The 16,424-nt window shown below is 48.9% G+C and carries 11 protein-coding genes; 5 read left to right on the top strand and 6 right to left on the bottom strand.

The window, feature by feature from the left end:
• Positions 1-12: 12 nt before the first annotated feature.
• Entirely contained in the window at positions 13-429 is a 417-nt protein-coding gene (locus tag HPS57_RS08460) for a T9SS type A sorting domain-containing protein (RefSeq protein ID WP_172182119.1), read from the bottom strand.
• 237 nt (positions 430-666) lie between these two features.
• On the opposite strand from HPS57_RS08460, the gene HPS57_RS08465 reads away from it, so the two are divergent.
• Positions 667-1,584: an Rpn family recombination-promoting nuclease/putative transposase gene (locus tag HPS57_RS08465; RefSeq protein ID WP_172182121.1), complete on the top strand. Its 918-nt coding sequence runs from the start codon at positions 667-669 to the stop codon at positions 1,582-1,584.
• Positions 1,585-2,328: 744 nt separating this feature from the next.
• Here the strand turns inward: HPS57_RS08465 and HPS57_RS08470 are convergent.
• Complete coding sequence (locus tag HPS57_RS08470) at positions 2,329-4,257, bottom strand: alpha-glucuronidase (protein ID WP_172182123.1); 1,929 nt, start codon at positions 4,255-4,257, stop codon at positions 2,329-2,331.
• Between the two features lie 186 nt (positions 4,258-4,443).
• Here HPS57_RS08470 and HPS57_RS08475 point away from each other — a divergent pair, with 186 nt between their 5' ends.
• The 4 genes from HPS57_RS08475 to HPS57_RS08490 all read left to right on the top strand — a co-directional run bounded on the left by HPS57_RS08475 (position 4,444) and on the right by HPS57_RS08490 (position 9,346).
• Complete coding sequence (locus HPS57_RS08475; protein ID WP_172182125.1) at positions 4,444-5,640, top strand: SGNH/GDSL hydrolase family protein; 1,197 nt, start codon at positions 4,444-4,446, stop codon at positions 5,638-5,640.
• Between the two features lie 90 nt (positions 5,641-5,730).
• On the top strand, positions 5,731-7,137 hold the full coding sequence (locus HPS57_RS08480; protein WP_172182127.1) for an MFS transporter: 1,407 nt from the start codon (positions 5,731-5,733) through the stop codon (positions 7,135-7,137).
• Positions 7,134-8,261, top strand: a complete 1,128-nt coding sequence (locus tag HPS57_RS08485) for an endo-1,4-beta-xylanase (protein ID WP_172182129.1) — start codon at positions 7,134-7,136, stop codon at positions 8,259-8,261. Before HPS57_RS08480 ends, HPS57_RS08485 begins: the two co-directional genes overlap by 4 nt.
• Before the next feature lie 113 nt (positions 8,262-8,374).
• Entirely contained in the window at positions 8,375-9,346 is a 972-nt protein-coding gene (locus HPS57_RS08490) for a glycoside hydrolase family 43 protein (RefSeq protein WP_172182131.1), read from the top strand.
• Positions 9,347-9,642: 296 nt separating this feature from the next.
• Here the strand turns inward: HPS57_RS08490 and HPS57_RS08495 are convergent, their stop codons facing one another.
• From HPS57_RS08495 to HPS57_RS08510, 4 genes are all read right to left on the bottom strand, one after another.
• Positions 9,643-11,712, bottom strand: coding sequence for a glycoside hydrolase family protein (locus HPS57_RS08495; protein WP_172182133.1), 2,070 nt, complete (start codon positions 11,710-11,712; stop codon positions 9,643-9,645).
• 194 nt (positions 11,713-11,906) lie between these two features.
• The gene (locus tag HPS57_RS08500; protein ID WP_172181993.1) at positions 11,907-12,845 is read right to left on the bottom strand and encodes a hypothetical protein; all 939 of its coding nucleotides are present in this window, start codon (positions 12,843-12,845) and stop codon (positions 11,907-11,909) included.
• 28 nt (positions 12,846-12,873) lie between these two features.
• Complete coding sequence (locus HPS57_RS08505) at positions 12,874-14,139, bottom strand: glycoside hydrolase family 5 protein (protein WP_172182135.1); 1,266 nt, start codon at positions 14,137-14,139, stop codon at positions 12,874-12,876.
• A gap of 134 nt (positions 14,140-14,273) precedes the next feature.
• Positions 14,274-16,424, bottom strand: coding sequence for an endo-1,4-beta-xylanase (locus HPS57_RS08510; protein ID WP_172182137.1), 2,151 nt, complete (start codon positions 16,422-16,424; stop codon positions 14,274-14,276).

Raw genomic sequence — 16,424 nt, forward strand, 5'->3', positions numbered from 1 at the left:
ATAATCTTGAAATCATTTCTTTATAATTTTCCATGTGCTCTCTTTACCATTTAATGAGATGTGCAGAAGGCAAATGCCATCCGGACAGGAACTTATGTCCAGATTTCCGATAGATGATGTCAAGGAAGTTGAAAGGATAAATTGCCCTGACGTCCCAAATATACTCAGATTGCATTTATCGGAACTATCATACCCTATAATTTCAACTTTCAGCAGTCCTTTCGTTGGATTCGGATAAATACGGATATTCTTCTCAGAAAGCATTTCAGAGAAGTATGTCGCATTTGATTTCTTTGGCAATGCTTTCGCAGCCATTGTTATCTCCCTTTTTACACGATTCCCGGCATTGTCATAACTGAAACTCAGACTCTGAGAGAAAGACGCATAAGGCATTATTGCCAAGAACAATATGGAAAAGAATGTTTTCATATATAAGTATCCATTTCCGCACAATCTTACTAAAATTGTACATTTGTTGCCAAAATAAGTTCTGTTTTAGTATTAGATTTCAATTGCAAAGGTACAATTATTTTCTGAAAAGAATGTATAACAGATATATCTTTTTCATTTTCTGCTAAAATAATGCATTCATTTCTTTGCACAATGAGATAAAAAGACTATCTTTGCCATAAAATTCATTCTCACACATTTTATTCACAGACACTTATGGTACCATTCTTCGAAGAGGCGCGATACATCGAACCATGTACGAGGTTTGGCATTAAATTACTGTTTAGGACAGAATGCAACAAGGAATATCTTTTGGAATTCCTTAATGCCCTGCTGCCTATGGAGCAGAAAATCAATGACATCACCTACCTCAATGCCGCGCAACTTGGCGACACGGAGTCAGAAAGGAAGTCTGTGTTCGACGTTTACTGCCATTGCGATGACGGAAGCTATGTCATTGTTGAAATGCAGAGGGCTGCACAGGCTTTCTTCAAGGACAGGTGTGTCTACTACTCTTCGTTCCCCATACGCCAGCAGGGGAAAAAGGGGTTATGGGACTACAGACTTTCCGCAGTCTATACGGTCGGCATCCTTGATTTCAAGTTCGATGATGATGAGGAATACTATCATCATGAGGTGCAGTTGATTGACAAGAACTCCGGCGAGGTGTTCTACGACAAACTGACCTACGTATTCCTTGAAATGCCCAAGTTCAAGAAAACCATCGGGGAATGCACGACAACAATGGACAAATGGCTGTTCGTGCTGAAGAACATGGCGCGCCTGCTCGACAGGCCGATTGAGCTTCAGGAACGCATCTTCGAACGCCTTTTCCGCACGGCGGAAATTGCCAAGATGTCACGCCAACAGCTTTACGAGTACGAAGAGAGCCTGAAGAATTACCGAGACTGGAGGAATGTGCTTGACAATGCACAGTATGAAGGGCATGTCCTTGGACTTGAACAAGGGCTAAAAAAAGGAAGAGCCGAAGGTATTGAACAAGGAAGATCGGAAGGTGTAAATGCCGAAAAACGTGCGACAGCCATCCGCATGCTCTCACTTGGCATGGATGATGAGACTATCTCTCAAATATCAGGACTGACAGCACAAGAAATAAAAGCATTGAGAGACTAACCTCACTTTGTATGCAAGCCAACAATAGCCCGAAGGCTTTTCAAGTAACCTTCGGGCTATTGTTATAAGTTAGTCCACAAAATCAAACGACATTATCACATTTCTACATTGGACACTAAACACAAACAAAATGCTTACCATTGGAAACAAACGCTCAAAATAGGCATGAGTTTTCCAATGCCCTATTTATCATAATCGGCAGAATGCAGCATGAAATGCCGGTTTTTATGAGTTTGCATTGTGGAAAATGCCGTTTTTGCCACCTTTTCAATAAGGAAAAGGAGTGAAAACATGCTCTTTTGCAGTGCTATTCCTATCACTTTACACAACAAAACGTAACCTTTTGCATGACAAAGTGTGACCTGTTGCACCATAATACGACGTACTTTGGTGAGTTTTTCAATTTCCACAGAACAGTATATAACGATAACGCACTGATTAACAAGCAGTTTCGTAAACCGCAAAATTCATGCGAAATTTCCAAAATTCCGTACGGATTTTATTTTTACGCAAAACATAATGGGGTTTTCAAGCGTGAGTTTTCTTATTCTTTTCATGTTTTTCTTAGGGAAAAACAAATGGTCACGCTCTATGCAGCATCTATCGCACAATGAGATATGGCGCTTATTTTTCTCGGACAACAATGCTATTAATACGGCAACAGCCCGAAGGCATAAGATACTTTCGGGCTATTACCGTCATTCACAACATACTGCAATTCCACGCATTACAGTACAACAACTGTCATTTCGTTTGCTTCAGAAGTGCCTCTTGCTCAATGGATTGGAAGTACTTTGTGCATACATCACGCCACTCTTTCGCATTCTCCAACTGATGAGAAAGGCGGGCGGAGACTTCCTCAAAACGCTGTTTGTCAACGTATTTGCGCATGTTCTGCCACTGTGCGACATAACGCTCCACCTCCGAAACGCCCATGTCGTAATGCACAATCAGCTCGTGCATGATGCTGCGTCCGTTACGCAGGCGGTAGGTCCAAGGGACATGATGGAACCAAAGGAGATACTCCTCCGGGCAGGTTTCTATGTTGTCGTACAGTGAGCGGTAAGGCTCGCGGTACTGCTCCGTGGCGTTTGTGCCGGTGGAAGAGCGGTTAAAACCTATGCCGGTGGCGTCCGCCTTGTGGTAATAGATTGGCAGCCACTCTATCGGGAAATGCGGCTGATTGCCGTCAGGCTCAGGACCGTAATGGTGGTCTGCCTTGAAAATGTGGTGCAGACCGACAGGCATCATGTAGTCGACACACGCCTCACGGCTGCTCATCATCACCTCGGTCATCGGAAGAAGGAACTCTTTCTTGTCGCAGAAGGTCAGTCTCAGCCACTCGTCGGCTATCCTTTCGGATGACAAGTTCGGGTTCCACGCCAAGCGTCCGAAGGCATACCAGTTGGCTTGCGAGAAATGGTGACCACACCAGTTTATGTCGTCGCCGATGTTCGCAACGCCTGCAATGGCAGGCATCGCACGCAACTGCTCTTTCGGGATAAAGCCGAAAAACTCCTTCCACATTGGCGCAAGGTAGACAAGGTGACGGCTCTGACCGAGATATTCCTGCGTTATCTGAAGCTCAGGCATCAGTGGCGTTGCCTTCATTTGGTCAAAAATCGGGGCATAAGGCTCACGAGGCTGGAAGTCAAGAGGACCGTTTTTGCACTGCACGATGACATTGTCCATGAATTTTCCGTCAAGATTCTTGAATTCACTGACTGCCTGCTTCACACGGTCTTCCCCTTTGTGGTTGCCATAAACGAAGGAACGCCACATGACAATGCCGCCATACGGCTTCAGTGCCGTTGCCAGCATGTTCGCCCCTTCGGCATGAGTCCTGTTGTAATCGCCCGGTCCCGGCTGTCCTTCGGAATTGGCTTTCACAAGGAAACCGCCGAAATCGGGAATGGCACGGTATATCATTTTCACCTTCTTCTCCCACCATTTCCCGACATTCTTTTCAAGAGGGTCAGCCGTCTTTGTGTCGCCCAAGGCTTTCGGCGAACCGAAATTGACGGACAGAAAAACCTTTATGCCATACGGGCGGAGGACATCCGCAATGAGTTTCACCTTATTTATATATGCCGTAGTGAGCATTTTCGGCGACGCATTGACATTATTCAGCACCGCACAGTTTATGCCTATGGACGCATTTGCACGTGCATATTCCGTCAGACGGTCACGCATCCACGGCGACATTGTGCCCTTCTTCTCGTTAATCTCTTCCCAACGGAAGATGCTTTTGCCGGCATATCCTCGCTCGATGCTGCCGTCAGGATTGTCCCAATGGTTAAGGATGCGCAACTTGAAGGCAGGAGCGTTGTAATCACCGGACACTCCGCAGCCTTTTGTCCGCAACAGTTCGTAGACTCCGTAAAGCACTCCGAGGTCGGTGGCGGACGTGATTGTCACCTTTCCGGAACTCATGTCGATGCGGAAACCGTCGTCAGCCGGCAGCGACTTGTCTGTACACAGAGCCACAGGAGAGCCCTGCCAATAGTCGGTTATCTCCTTGGCGGCAATGTCCATCGTTGCCGACTTGTAAGCCACATCCACCTTTGCCGGACGTTGTGCCTTGTCAAACCTCAGCCACAATCTGCTGCCGTCATCGGCGATTGCACTCGGTGCGCATAACAGCGCAAAAAGAAAAAGAATGATATTTCTCATAGTAATTTCAATTGATGTATGCAAAATTATACAAAAAACATGAAAAACAGGCAATTGTAACATAAGAAAAACACATTATGAAACATGAGAAAAGCTATCGGTAACATACGATACATGATATTATAATATATTGTGTTAATTTTGCAGTGAATTATAAAACTATATCTAACACAAACCTAATCAAGCATGATAAAGAGAATAGCGTTCCTCGTGGCAATGAGCCTTACCACCGCAATCGGCATGGCACAGGACATGTCACAGCAATGGACGGGGACATGGGCAACGGCCGTAGTGAAGTCGGACAAGCAGCGAATGCCTGCCAGCGGCACAGATCTGAGCAACAGTTCCGTGCGGCAGGTGATCCACGCAAGCATCGGCGGCAAGAGGATGCGACTGCAACTGAGCAACGAATACTGCACAGTGCCGGTGGAAATCAAGTCGGTCTATGTGGCAGACTGGAAGGATTCGTGCGACATAGATGTCAAAACGGCGCGGTACCTGACCTTCGAGGGGAAACGCAACGTCACCATCCGGCCGGGCAAGGCTGTCTATTGCGACCCTATATCCTATAATTTAAAGCCGCTGCAACGACTTGCCATAACAATAAACTATGGCGGCGGACTGCCGGAAGTGGCAACCTTGCACGACGGTTCAAGGACTACATCGTACATCATAAAGGGCGAGTCAAAGCCTAAAACAAAGTTCGCCAATGCCGAGAAAGCCGTGCATTGGTACAACATCGCCGCACTTGAAGTAGAAGGAAACGGTAATTCCATTGCCGTACTCGGCAACTCCATTACCGACGGACGCGGCAGTACGACGGACATGCAGAACCGTTGGACGGACATCTTCGCCGAGGCTTTGCAGAAGAAAGGCAAGGAAACGGGTGTGCTCAACCTTGGAATCGGCGGCAACTGTGTGCTGTGGGACGGTCTCGGCGCTGCTGCCGTGAAGCGTTTCGACAGGGACATACTCGGACAGAAAGGTGTGAAGGCGCTGATAATCTTTGAGGGTGTGAACGACCTGGGATGCTCACAGGACGGTGTGCAGACTGCCACAAGACTCATCGACTCCTACAAGGAGATGGCGACAAAGGCACGCAAGGCAGGCATGAAGGTCTACGGCGCGACAATAATGCCGTTCAAAGGTCATGACTATTACAAGCCGGAGCATGAGCTCGGACGCAAGATCGTCAACCTCTGGATTCGTGAAAGCGGATATTTTGACGGATACATCGACTTCGACAAACTGGCAAGGGACGGCAACGACCCTGACGCTTTGCGCAAGGAATGGCAGGAGGACTGGCTCCACCCTAACGCCGAAGGCTACCGCGTAATGGGCGAATATGCTGCGGAAACAATGGAATCTTACTTGGGACAGTAGTTCTTCTTTGACAATACTGACAGTACCGGCAATACTGACAATACTGTCCGCACCCACAAACAACAACTTAAACCTATAACAAAAATCAATATGAGTGAAACAACATCCATGGCAGCCAAGGGATTCTACAAACTCTCTTGGCTGCAACGAATCGGGTTTGGCAGCGGTGACCTTGCCCAAAACCTTATCTATCAGACGATATGCATGTATCTTCTGCTGTTCTACACCAACGTCTATGGTCTTGACCCGGCACAGGCAGCGTTCATGTTCCTGGTGGTCAGACTTGTCGATGTGCTGTGGGACCCATTGGTAGGAACGTATGTCGACAAGCACAATCCACGGTTGGGAAAGTACCGTTCGTACCTTGTACTTGCAGGCATCCCGCTGACAGGCTTCGCCATTCTGTGCTTCTGGGACGGCTTCTCAGGCTCACTGCTCTATGCCTATGTGACTTATGTGGCACTGTCCATGCTCTACACCCTCATCAACGTGCCTTACGGTGCACTGAATGCATCACTCACACGTGACACTGACGAAATCACCACATTGACATCTGTCCGCATGTTCATGGCTAACTGTGGCGGGCTTGCTGTCGCATCGGGCATCCCGCTGCTGGTTGCTGCCCTTTCTCCTGACGGAAAGACAAACACCGCAGAAAGCTCCGGAGCATGGTTCACGACAATGGCAGTCTACGGCATCGTAGGACTCTGCCTCCTGTTCTTCTGCTTCTCACAGTGCAAGGAGCGTGTCGTGATGGACGAGAGTGAGACCGCCAACGTGAAGGTCAGTGATCTTTGGACAGAGTTTGTGCGCAACAAACCTCTGCGCATCCTGGCATTCTTCTTCATCACAGCTTTCGCAATGATGGCTGTAGGCAATTCCGCCGGCTCTTACTACATGATATATAATGTACACGGAACAAGCGACGACATGGCGATTTTCATGGGACTCGGCTCCATACCGGCATTCATCTTCATGCCGATGGTTCCATGGATAAAGCGCAAGATAGGCAAGCGCGCCATGTTCAACGTGTTCCTCAGCACCGCAATCGTCGGCATGGCAATGCTCTACATCATCTCCATGGTGCCGGCATTGAAGACCCAGTTGTGGCTGGTCTATGTCGCACAGTTTGTCAAATCGACAGGTGTCATCGTAGCGACAGGCTACATGTGGGCACTCGTTCCTGAGGTTATCTCCTACGGAGAGTACACCACAGGCAAGCGAATCTCAGGAATCGTCAACGCACTGACAGGCATCTTCTACAAGGCAGGCATGGCTCTCGGCGGCGTAGTGCCGGGTCTTGTTCTCGCATGGGTGGGCTTCGACCAGACCAATGCTGTAGAGCAGACTGCCACAGCAGAGCAGGGAATCCTTTGGCTTGTGGCTGTCATCCCGGCAATGCTGCTGATTCTCGCCATGTTCATCATATCAAAGTACGAACTTACCGACGAAGTCATCGACAAAATAAACATTGAAATAGAAAAACGAAACCTATGAAAAAACTCAGCCTTCTACTCCTTACAGGACTTGCGCAGCTGTCCTTCGCGCAGGACATGCAGCTGCGCAAGCTGCTCCCTAACGAGAACATCCTCATCGGAGCCACGGTAAACCAATGGCTTGTGGCAAGTGACCTCGGGAAACCTGATTACAACAAAAAGGCAAGTTACAAACTTGTCGGCGAGCGCAAGCACATTGACATCGAGCGCAACCTTGTCCCGAAAGAGTTCAACTGCCTTACGGCGGAGAACTGCATGAAGACGGAAGTAATCAGTCCGGAGAAGGGAAAGTTTGACTTTGTCCTTGCGGACGAGTTCATGGACTATGCTGAGAAATACGGCATGACCGTCATCGGACACGCTCCGATGTGGCACTCACAGTTGGCAAAATGGATGTGCCGTGACAAAGACGGCAACCTTGTGTCAAAGGAAGAACTGAAGAAAAACATCCACGACTACATCTTCACCGTCTACGGACGCTACCGCGGACGCGTCAGAGGCTGGGATGTTGTCAACGAAGCAATAGAGGACAACGGTTCTTATCGTAACAGCGACTTCTACAAAATCCTTGGAGAAGAGTGGATAGACTGGGCTTTCCAATGCGCAATGGAGGCTGACCCGAATGCAGAACTGTACTACAACGACTACTCAATGGCTGCTCCGGGAAGGCGCGCCACCGTGGTCAAGCTCATCAAACGCCTGAAGAGCAAAGGGCTGCGCATAGATGCCGTGGGCATGCAGACACACATCGGCATGGACTTTCCGAAGCTCAAGGAGTACGAGAAGTCAATGCAGGCTTTCATAGCTGCAGGAGTCGACATCCATCTGACAGAAACCGACATGTCAATCCTGCCTAATCCATACACGGGAGCTGATGTTGCGACACGATTCAAATACACTCCGGACAAAGACCCATACAAGGACGGACTACCGGAGAAAGCTCTGAAAGCATGGCAGAAGCGTTACAAAGACCTCTTTGCACTCGTCAACAAATACTCTGACCATGTCAAGCGCGTGACATTCTGGGGAGTTACCGACGCAACATCATGGAAGAATGACTTCCCTATTCCGGGACGCACCGACTACCCTCTCCCATTCGGACGAGACGGAAAGTTCAAATTTTAGAATTAGATGATGTATCATGATTCATCAAGATACAACATGATTTGTCATGATGCAACACGATTTGTCAAGATGCAACCTGATACATCATAATCCATAACCCAAAAACTACAACCATGTCTAAAACACCACACTATCTGTTTCCTGCCGACTACATGGCAGACCCTTCAGCAAACGTATTCAACGGAAAGCTGTATGTTTACCCCTCCCACGACTGGGAAAGCGGCATAGAAGAGAACGACAACGGTGACCATTTCAACATGCGTGACTACCATGTCTTCCGCATCGATGACCCGGACAACGGCGAGGCAGTGGACTGCGGACTGCTCTTCTCCACCGACGACATCCCTTGGGCGGGACGCCAGCTGTGGGACAATGATGTCGTCGAGAAGAATGGCAAGTATTATCTCGTCTTCTGCATGAAGGACAAGACTGACGTGTTCCACCTCGGCGTGGCTGTCGCTGACAGTCCGGAGGGTCCTTTCGCAATACAGCCTGACCCGATACGCGGCTCGTACAGCATCGACCCATGCGTCTTCAAGGACGATGACGGTGAGGTCTACTGCTATTTCGGCGGCATCTGGGGCGGACAGCTACAGCGTTACGACCGCAACGGCAAGCATCTTGAGAACGCTCATCTCCCTGAGGGCAAGGAGAAGGCGCTCCCTCCGCGCGTGGCAAAGATGACGGACGATGTGCTGCAGTTTGCCCATGAGCCGAAACCTATCATGATTCTTGACGAGAACGGCGAGGAGCTTGCCGCCGACAATCCTCACAGATTCTTCGAGGCTTCATGGATGCACAAGTACAACGGCAAGTACTATTACAGCTATTCCACCGGCGATTCGCACTATCTCTGCTATGCTGTCGGCGACAACCCTTACGGTCCTTTCACCTACAAAGGCGTCATCCTCGACCCCGTCGTAGGTTGGACCACCCACCACTCCATCGTGGAATACAAAGGCAAATGGTACCTCTTCCACCACGACAGTCAGCCAAGTGGCGGGCGCACATGGCTCCGCAGCATGAAGGTTGTGGAGATAGAGTACAACGAGGACGGCACAATCAAGAAAGTCGGCGAAGAGTAAAAGAAGTGAAACCTGAAAATCTATATTACGGGGGCTGGGGCATGCTGATATGTCTCAGTCCTTTTTTTGTTGGCTACAGTGAACCAATAGCCCCACGTATATATTTGCCTCATGCGGATATATGCAGAGCATTCATGCAGACTATCCACAAGAATCTGCATGAATCCTTTCCATATACCCCAAGACTATAAAATAGCTATTGGAAAATTAATTTCCAACAGCTGCAAAAAAAGAAGTTGCACCACACTTACATGGCACAACCTCTTGGTAGTATTTATGTATATTTATATATGGGCTTAGAATGATATGACATAGTTCTTTGTCAGCCCCTTGTAGGTGAACTTCACCACAGCCTTGCGTGTCTCCATGTCTATCGGTGAGACCTCGACCTTCACATCCTTGCTGTCCGCCTTGGCGTCAATCTTTATGCTGCGGAGGTTGTCCGCGCTGTTGTATGCCACCTCATAGACACTGCCGTCGACATAACCGTTGAAGTTTGTCGAGCGCGCAGGATACTTTGGCAGGCAGAGTGCCTTGCCGTTGACGGAAATCCGCACCTGTGGCACGACAGGCATATCGATCTTCTTTGTGTCAGAGCTGAAGCCCAAGCCCTCGATGTCGCAAAGCGGAGTGCCTGCAGCGCCCTCTGCCACAAGATAGATGCCATGCTTCTTGCCGAGATTGTCCACAACGGAGGAGACATCAAGAGTGAACCGTGTCGCCTTCTTCGCTGCATTGGCAGGGACATTGATTTCGCCAAGCTTCTTGCCCTTCCATGCCTTGTTGGCATAAGGGCCGTCAAGCCATACGCTGACTTTGAACGCCTTGTCGGTCTTTGGGGTCAGGAAGAGGTTGAACTGAGTGTTGTTGCCCTTCTTTGTGCCCTCGAAGGCCTTCAGTCCGAGCTTGTCTGCCTGCAGACCGCCAAAGCCGAAGTACTTGTAGCCTACGATGTTGCCGTTCTTGAGATTGACAATCGGAGCGTGGTCGTTCCAGATGTCCCATGAGTCGCCCTGCACATAGATGTCGGAAAGATAGCAGGCGATGCCAGCAGAGTAATAGCGGTAAGGATCCATACCATAGACATGGAAGCCCTCGGAGGTAATCTCCGCACCACGGTACTCATTTCCGTCGGCAGCCTTCACAGTCACTCCACCCTTCACGTATGGGTCGAAAGCCTTGATGACCACCTTGCCACCCTTGGAGACAGGCTTCTGGTCGCAGACAACATGGATAGGGGCAACGACAGACTGGCGTGTGCCCATATATCCGCGTGGCGGACGGTGGTAGAAGACATACCATTGTCCGTTAATCTGCTCGATACTTCCGTGCGTGTTGTGGGCAGCATAGCTTTCTTTGATTTTTGTTCCGTCCTCGTTAAGCACCGGAGCACGTGAGTCCACAAGCACACCGCCGCTCTTCCAAGGGCCGAGTGGTGAGTCGGCATAAGCGTAACGCAGAGTGGAGTTGCTGATGCCTATACCGTATTCCGCTCCTGAGAAACCACTGTAGACAGTGACATACTTGTTGCCCACCTTACGTATGGAAGATGCCTCGTAAAAGTTATATGCAGCAGGATTCTCGCCTTTGAACAGGCATGGATACTCAGTGCCTTTCGGGTCGCGGATGCCACCGTCAGGCGTTCCTGCCGGCATGAAATAAGGGATAATCTCTGTTCCCGGGCGCACACTCCACATGGTGTTCTGGTCAAGCTGTGCGGCGGATGAACGCTGGTAGCCCCAATAAACGTATGCGCGGAAGCCCTTGTCGTAGTCAGGGTCTTTTGTGTCCTCTATCTGTTCTACATAGACAGAAGGGTCAAAACCTATGAAGCTGCCGTCGAGAGTCTTCTGTCCGTCCTTTGTCATGTTAATCGGAGTGAACGGACCGTCAGGGCGGTCGCCTTTGCAGACCATAGCCTCACGCCCCCAACCGCGTGAGTGTGGGTAGAGGTAGTAAGTCTTCTTGCCATCCTTTCCCTTCACGCATACAAGGTCGGGAGCATACATCACGTCCCACTGGTTGTTGATGCTGTAAGTGAAAATCGGGCCGTCGTCACGCCATTGGCTGAGGTCTTCCACCGGTGCTGACCACGCGCGGATGTCCGGACCGCAATAGCTGTCGTAGCGCACATCATGCGAACCGATGATGTAGACACGGTACTTGCCGGGATTGTCCGGGTCTTCAAACACTCTTGGCTCACCGTCCGGCACATGCTCCCACAATGGCAGATAAGGGTTGCCGGTGCTATGGAAAACATACTTATTGCCTTGGTTTGGCACCTTGCCGTCAGCGGCAGATGCCGGCAACGACGCTCCACAGAGTGCAGCTGCCAAGAGAGCGTTACATAATAGTTTTACATTCATAATTTATATATTGAGTTTGGTTTCATTCTGACTTAAGAAACCGTACCATCAGACCGCAAACGGCAGTCGCTCGCAGACCTCCGGCTTTAGGTTTCAAAGAGAGACGTTTCCTCACGGAAGCGTCTCTCATGACATGCTGCTATTGGCAAAAGCATTATAAGGACTATTACAAACAGCATGACTAAATAATCCAACTACCTGATGATTTTTTTGCCGTTCTTGATGAGTATGCCCTTTGCATTGTCCGCAACACGCTGACCGGCGAGGTTGTAGACAGCATCAACAGTTGCATTTGCATCAGTATTTACAGAGCTGATTGAAGTAGATCCACCCTTGACATAAGCTGTCACGCTTGCCACATCAAGAACGAGAGGAAGTTCTTCGGCTGGATTTTCTCCTGCATACTGGAGAACAATCTCTTTTATGGTTTCACCACTTGCACAATCCTGTGTGAGGTCAACTGTATACGTTGTTTCTCCTGCAGGAAGCCCCTTGTACATAGTCTTTTCAGAAGTAGTCACCACAAGATTTATCAAGACAGCAGGAATAGGGGCATTTGTAGTAAGAACGATCTTCTCCACCTCTTTGCCTTCAACGCCCTGACAAGCAACAGAGCCCCACTTGTCCTTGACATACTTGATGACACCACTTGTTACAGGAGTCACCACCTCGGCAGACCATGACTGTGGCATCTCGTAATTTGTTTGTTTCCTCTTACCGTCCTTGTCTATAAGGTTGCAAGCGATAATCTCAACCTTTCCGACATCAGGGATGTTGCAAGCCTGAAGACCAATCTTATTGATTGTCTCCACTCCATCAGGAACAAAACCTTCCAAAGTAGTTGTCCCTTGTGCAAAACCACCTCTCCAATAAGCATCGTTAATGCAGAACTGAAGTTTCTCGACGGGAGTGTCCGCACTGACAACAACCTCGTAGGAAGGATAGTCTGCCACGTTGAACGGCTCTGTAATCAGGTTGACCATCGCATACGCATTCGTGTAGTTAAACTCGACATTGCCTGTCAGGACAGCCTGCAGTTCGGCATTCCATTTCTGAACAAGAGACAATTTTGTCTGTGCGTTAACTGTCACAGCTGCAAGAAGCAGCACCATTGAAAGTAAATTCTTTTTCATGAGTAGTTTGATTATTTAGGTTAAACAACTATTTCTGTTCGGCATATTCCTTGAACCAGTGGTACATCTGCCATGGACATGCCTCCGGGTCATTGAGGAATGTGTAGCTGCCTTCTGTGCCTGGCTCTTCCTTGAAGTTGGCAAGGTCTTCCGATGTTGTTGTGAAGTAAAGCCATGAGACGTTGCCAGACTCATCGGCAATCTTCTTGAAGTTCGCACCGAAGCCCATGCCGCCGGCTGTGCCTGTGATGCCTTTGCCCCATGTATGCTTATAATGTGCCGGTGCCCAGTCAATCTCTGTGACCATGATAGGGTTTGTCTTTGCCACGCAGCCTACGAGGTCATCCCAGCCTGCCTTGAATTCACCATAGCCCTTTGTCGCAACACCACCGCCTTCGCCGGTGTCACCCTCACTGTCTGAGCCGTACCAGCCCGGATAGCAATGAACAGCGAAACCGAAATTGTTGTCCTTGATAGGATGAGCGACATAGCCCTGATAGTTCTGCTGCCAGCACTGTCCCGGCACCCAAATCACATTGGCTTTCGCACCATTGTTACGTATCACGTCGATAACCTCCTGGAAGAACTTTGTGGCATCAGCCTTGTTTGCTGCCGGCTGCCAGTGGTCTCCGCACACGTTGACCGGCTCGTTGGCAAGCTCAAACATGATGTCGGAATTGTTCTTCACAAACTCATGGTTGGAAACATAGCCCCACACCTGCTTGAGATACTGATGGTAGGAGTCATTCAAATCTATTCTCTCAGGGCATACTCCCGGCGGGCGCATAACGACATAGCAGCCTTTAGAGATGTAGTACTTAGCCATTGCAAGGAACACTTCATCGAAATATTTCTTGAAACGCTCCATACTGAAAGCTGAGATGTCCGCCTCTGTACCGTCTGTCTTCTGTCCCGGTATGTTGCTCCAATACGGATCCATGTGCAGACGGACAAAATTCAGTTTCCAGCCTGCCTTCAGGATTCCGTCAAAGATGTTCTGCTTGTAATTGAGACATGCCTTCACGTCATAATTATCCCACGTGTACTGGTCAAAATAAGGCGAATAAGTGTCAGTGAAGCCATGGAGATTGACTGTCTTGCCTGACTGATCAGCAAGGAAGCGTCCCTGCACAGACAGTTGTGGCAGTGCCCCAATGGATACTTCCGGAATTTCCGGTCCTTTAGGTAACTGTGGATTCTTAGGTGCACTGCCCTGCATGAAGTCCGCCTCATACTTTGAGCAGGAGGCAAGCGCCAGACATGCAGCAATAACGCAATATAAGATTTTTTTCATTTGATAGTTATATTTATACTGTGGTTATAGGTTTACGGTTGTAGGTTATTGGGGTAAGGTGGCAGTGGCTATGGATTGTCAGGATAATCACCAAACCTTCAACCAATAACCCAAGACCTACAACCGTCAAAGAATTATTTTCCGCTCAGACCGTCAGCATAGCCTGCATAAGTATGCTTGCGGTGATAGTTGATGTCCCATGCTCCGATAGGCTCACCTGCACGCCATCCGGAGTTGGCAGGGCTGTCGGTCAAGCCCCATACGCAGATGCCCCACTGCTGCTCGACAGGGATTATCTCGAGATACTTCTGGACAATCCACTTGTAGAACGCAGCCATCTTGTGGTGCTGTTCCTCAGTGACATTCTCAGTCTTGATGCCTTCACCGAAAGCCTTCGGCACAATACCCATATCCAGCTCGGAAACGCGGATGAGCTTGCCTGAAGCTGCAAGGATGCGGAACATGTTTTCTATAGATTCCTCCTGTCGCTTCTGGTCATTCTCGTCAAGCATGAACGAAACGTGCATCTGTGTGCCGATACCGTCAATCTTCGCGCCGGCATCCTCCCATTTCTTAATCCAGTTGACCATACTCTTCACTTTCTTGTTGCCATCCCACCAAGACTCGAGGTTGTAGTCATTGATGAACAACTTGAGTTCTTCAGGATTGCCGCCTGCCTCTTCGAAGTATTTGCGTGCCTTCTTCTCGGCGAGGACAACGAAATCAATATCGCCAAGGATGTCCTGCCAATAGAAGTTATCGCCCTTCACACCGTTGTCGTCAGGATTGTCGGCGTGCTGCAGCGCATAGTTGCCCTGACCATCGTCACCGGCACCACCGATAGGCTCGTTGACAAGATCCCATGCTTTGACTCTGCCTTCAGTAGCATTCATCATGCCCTTAATCCAGTTGTCCATAGCCTGTGTGAGAGCTTCCTTCTTCTCTTCAGGAGTGAGAGGGATGGAGTTAGCAGATTTCTCATAGTAAACTTTGAGGTCATCAATCCAAAGTTGACCGGCATATTGACCGACATTCAAGTTGATATTAGAGCGTGCATCTGTCGGAGTGATTGAGAGGTTAACCTCTTTCCAATCTGTCGTCACATTGACATTTCCTGCACCAGACCATCCCGGAGACTCATAGGATAGTCCGAAAGAACCTGCCACAGAGCCTTTTACCTTCATTGAGATTTTGTAAGCAACATCAGGTGCATAGCCGGCAATCAGCTGTGGCTGTACATCCCAAGGATTCGCAGCTGCAGAAGGGTTGTCGATAAGCATGCACTTAGAGCCGTCAGGACCTCCGTCAACAATAGAGAACTTATCTGCACCGTTACCTCCCGGCAGTTTTCCGTCATCAAATGTGTATTCCACCATATTAACCGGGATTGTGATTGCAGGAGCACTTTTATAGTATACGGTATAGTCATCAATGTAAATTTCCCCTGCAAAAGCACCGATGTTCAAGAGAAGGCGTTTTGCGTTGTCACCATTACATATTGTACGCACTGTGACATCCTTCCAATCAGTTGTGAAATTAATTGGTTCGAAATCACCACATCCTGCGTAATTGTCTGGATTCTGGAGAGCCGCGGAGATTGAGCCTTCAGCAGACCCCTTGATTCGCATCTTGAGAAAATACTCCTTACCATTCTCGTAGACATAGCCTGTCTCACAGTTAACCTGTGCCTCCCAAGGATTAGCCTGCTTTGGGTTATTGATAATCATCACACCGTTTTCTACGGTACGCGTATGGTCGTTACCCCATCCTCCGAGAGACACACCATCTGAAAAATCGGTTGTGAAGACATTGGTAGGAATGTTATCATCAGGGTCTACGTCCAGCTCCTTATCCGCCATAAGGCTTGTCAGGTACTTGATGTTCTGCTGTGAGTGCCATACGAGAGTATGTCCGTAAGGCAGAAGACCTGCACCGACAGCATTGTCGGTGAAGTCTTTTACTGTAGAGAAATTCATCACACCCTTGTCATCCACCACTGATGCATACTTGAAGGCATTGCCTGTCACTACCTCATCGAAGTTGGAGACTGCAAGAGCATAGACAAGTTGTTTCTGGTTGAACTCCGAAGCCGGAACTGCGCCCGCCAACTTGAAGTTGGGATATTTGGCACGGTCCACGTATGTCTTCAGATGGTCGTAACTGTTGAGATACTCATATTCTTCTCCCTGGTTTGGGTTAGCGGTTGTGAATACCTCATATTTATCGTCTGCACAGGACATCATTGTCATTGCTGCCAGTGCATATAATACATGTATCTTTTTCAT

The sequence above is a fragment of the Palleniella intestinalis genome (assembly GCF_013166595.1).
GTDB lineage: Bacteria > Bacteroidota > Bacteroidia > Bacteroidales > Bacteroidaceae > Prevotella > Prevotella intestinalis.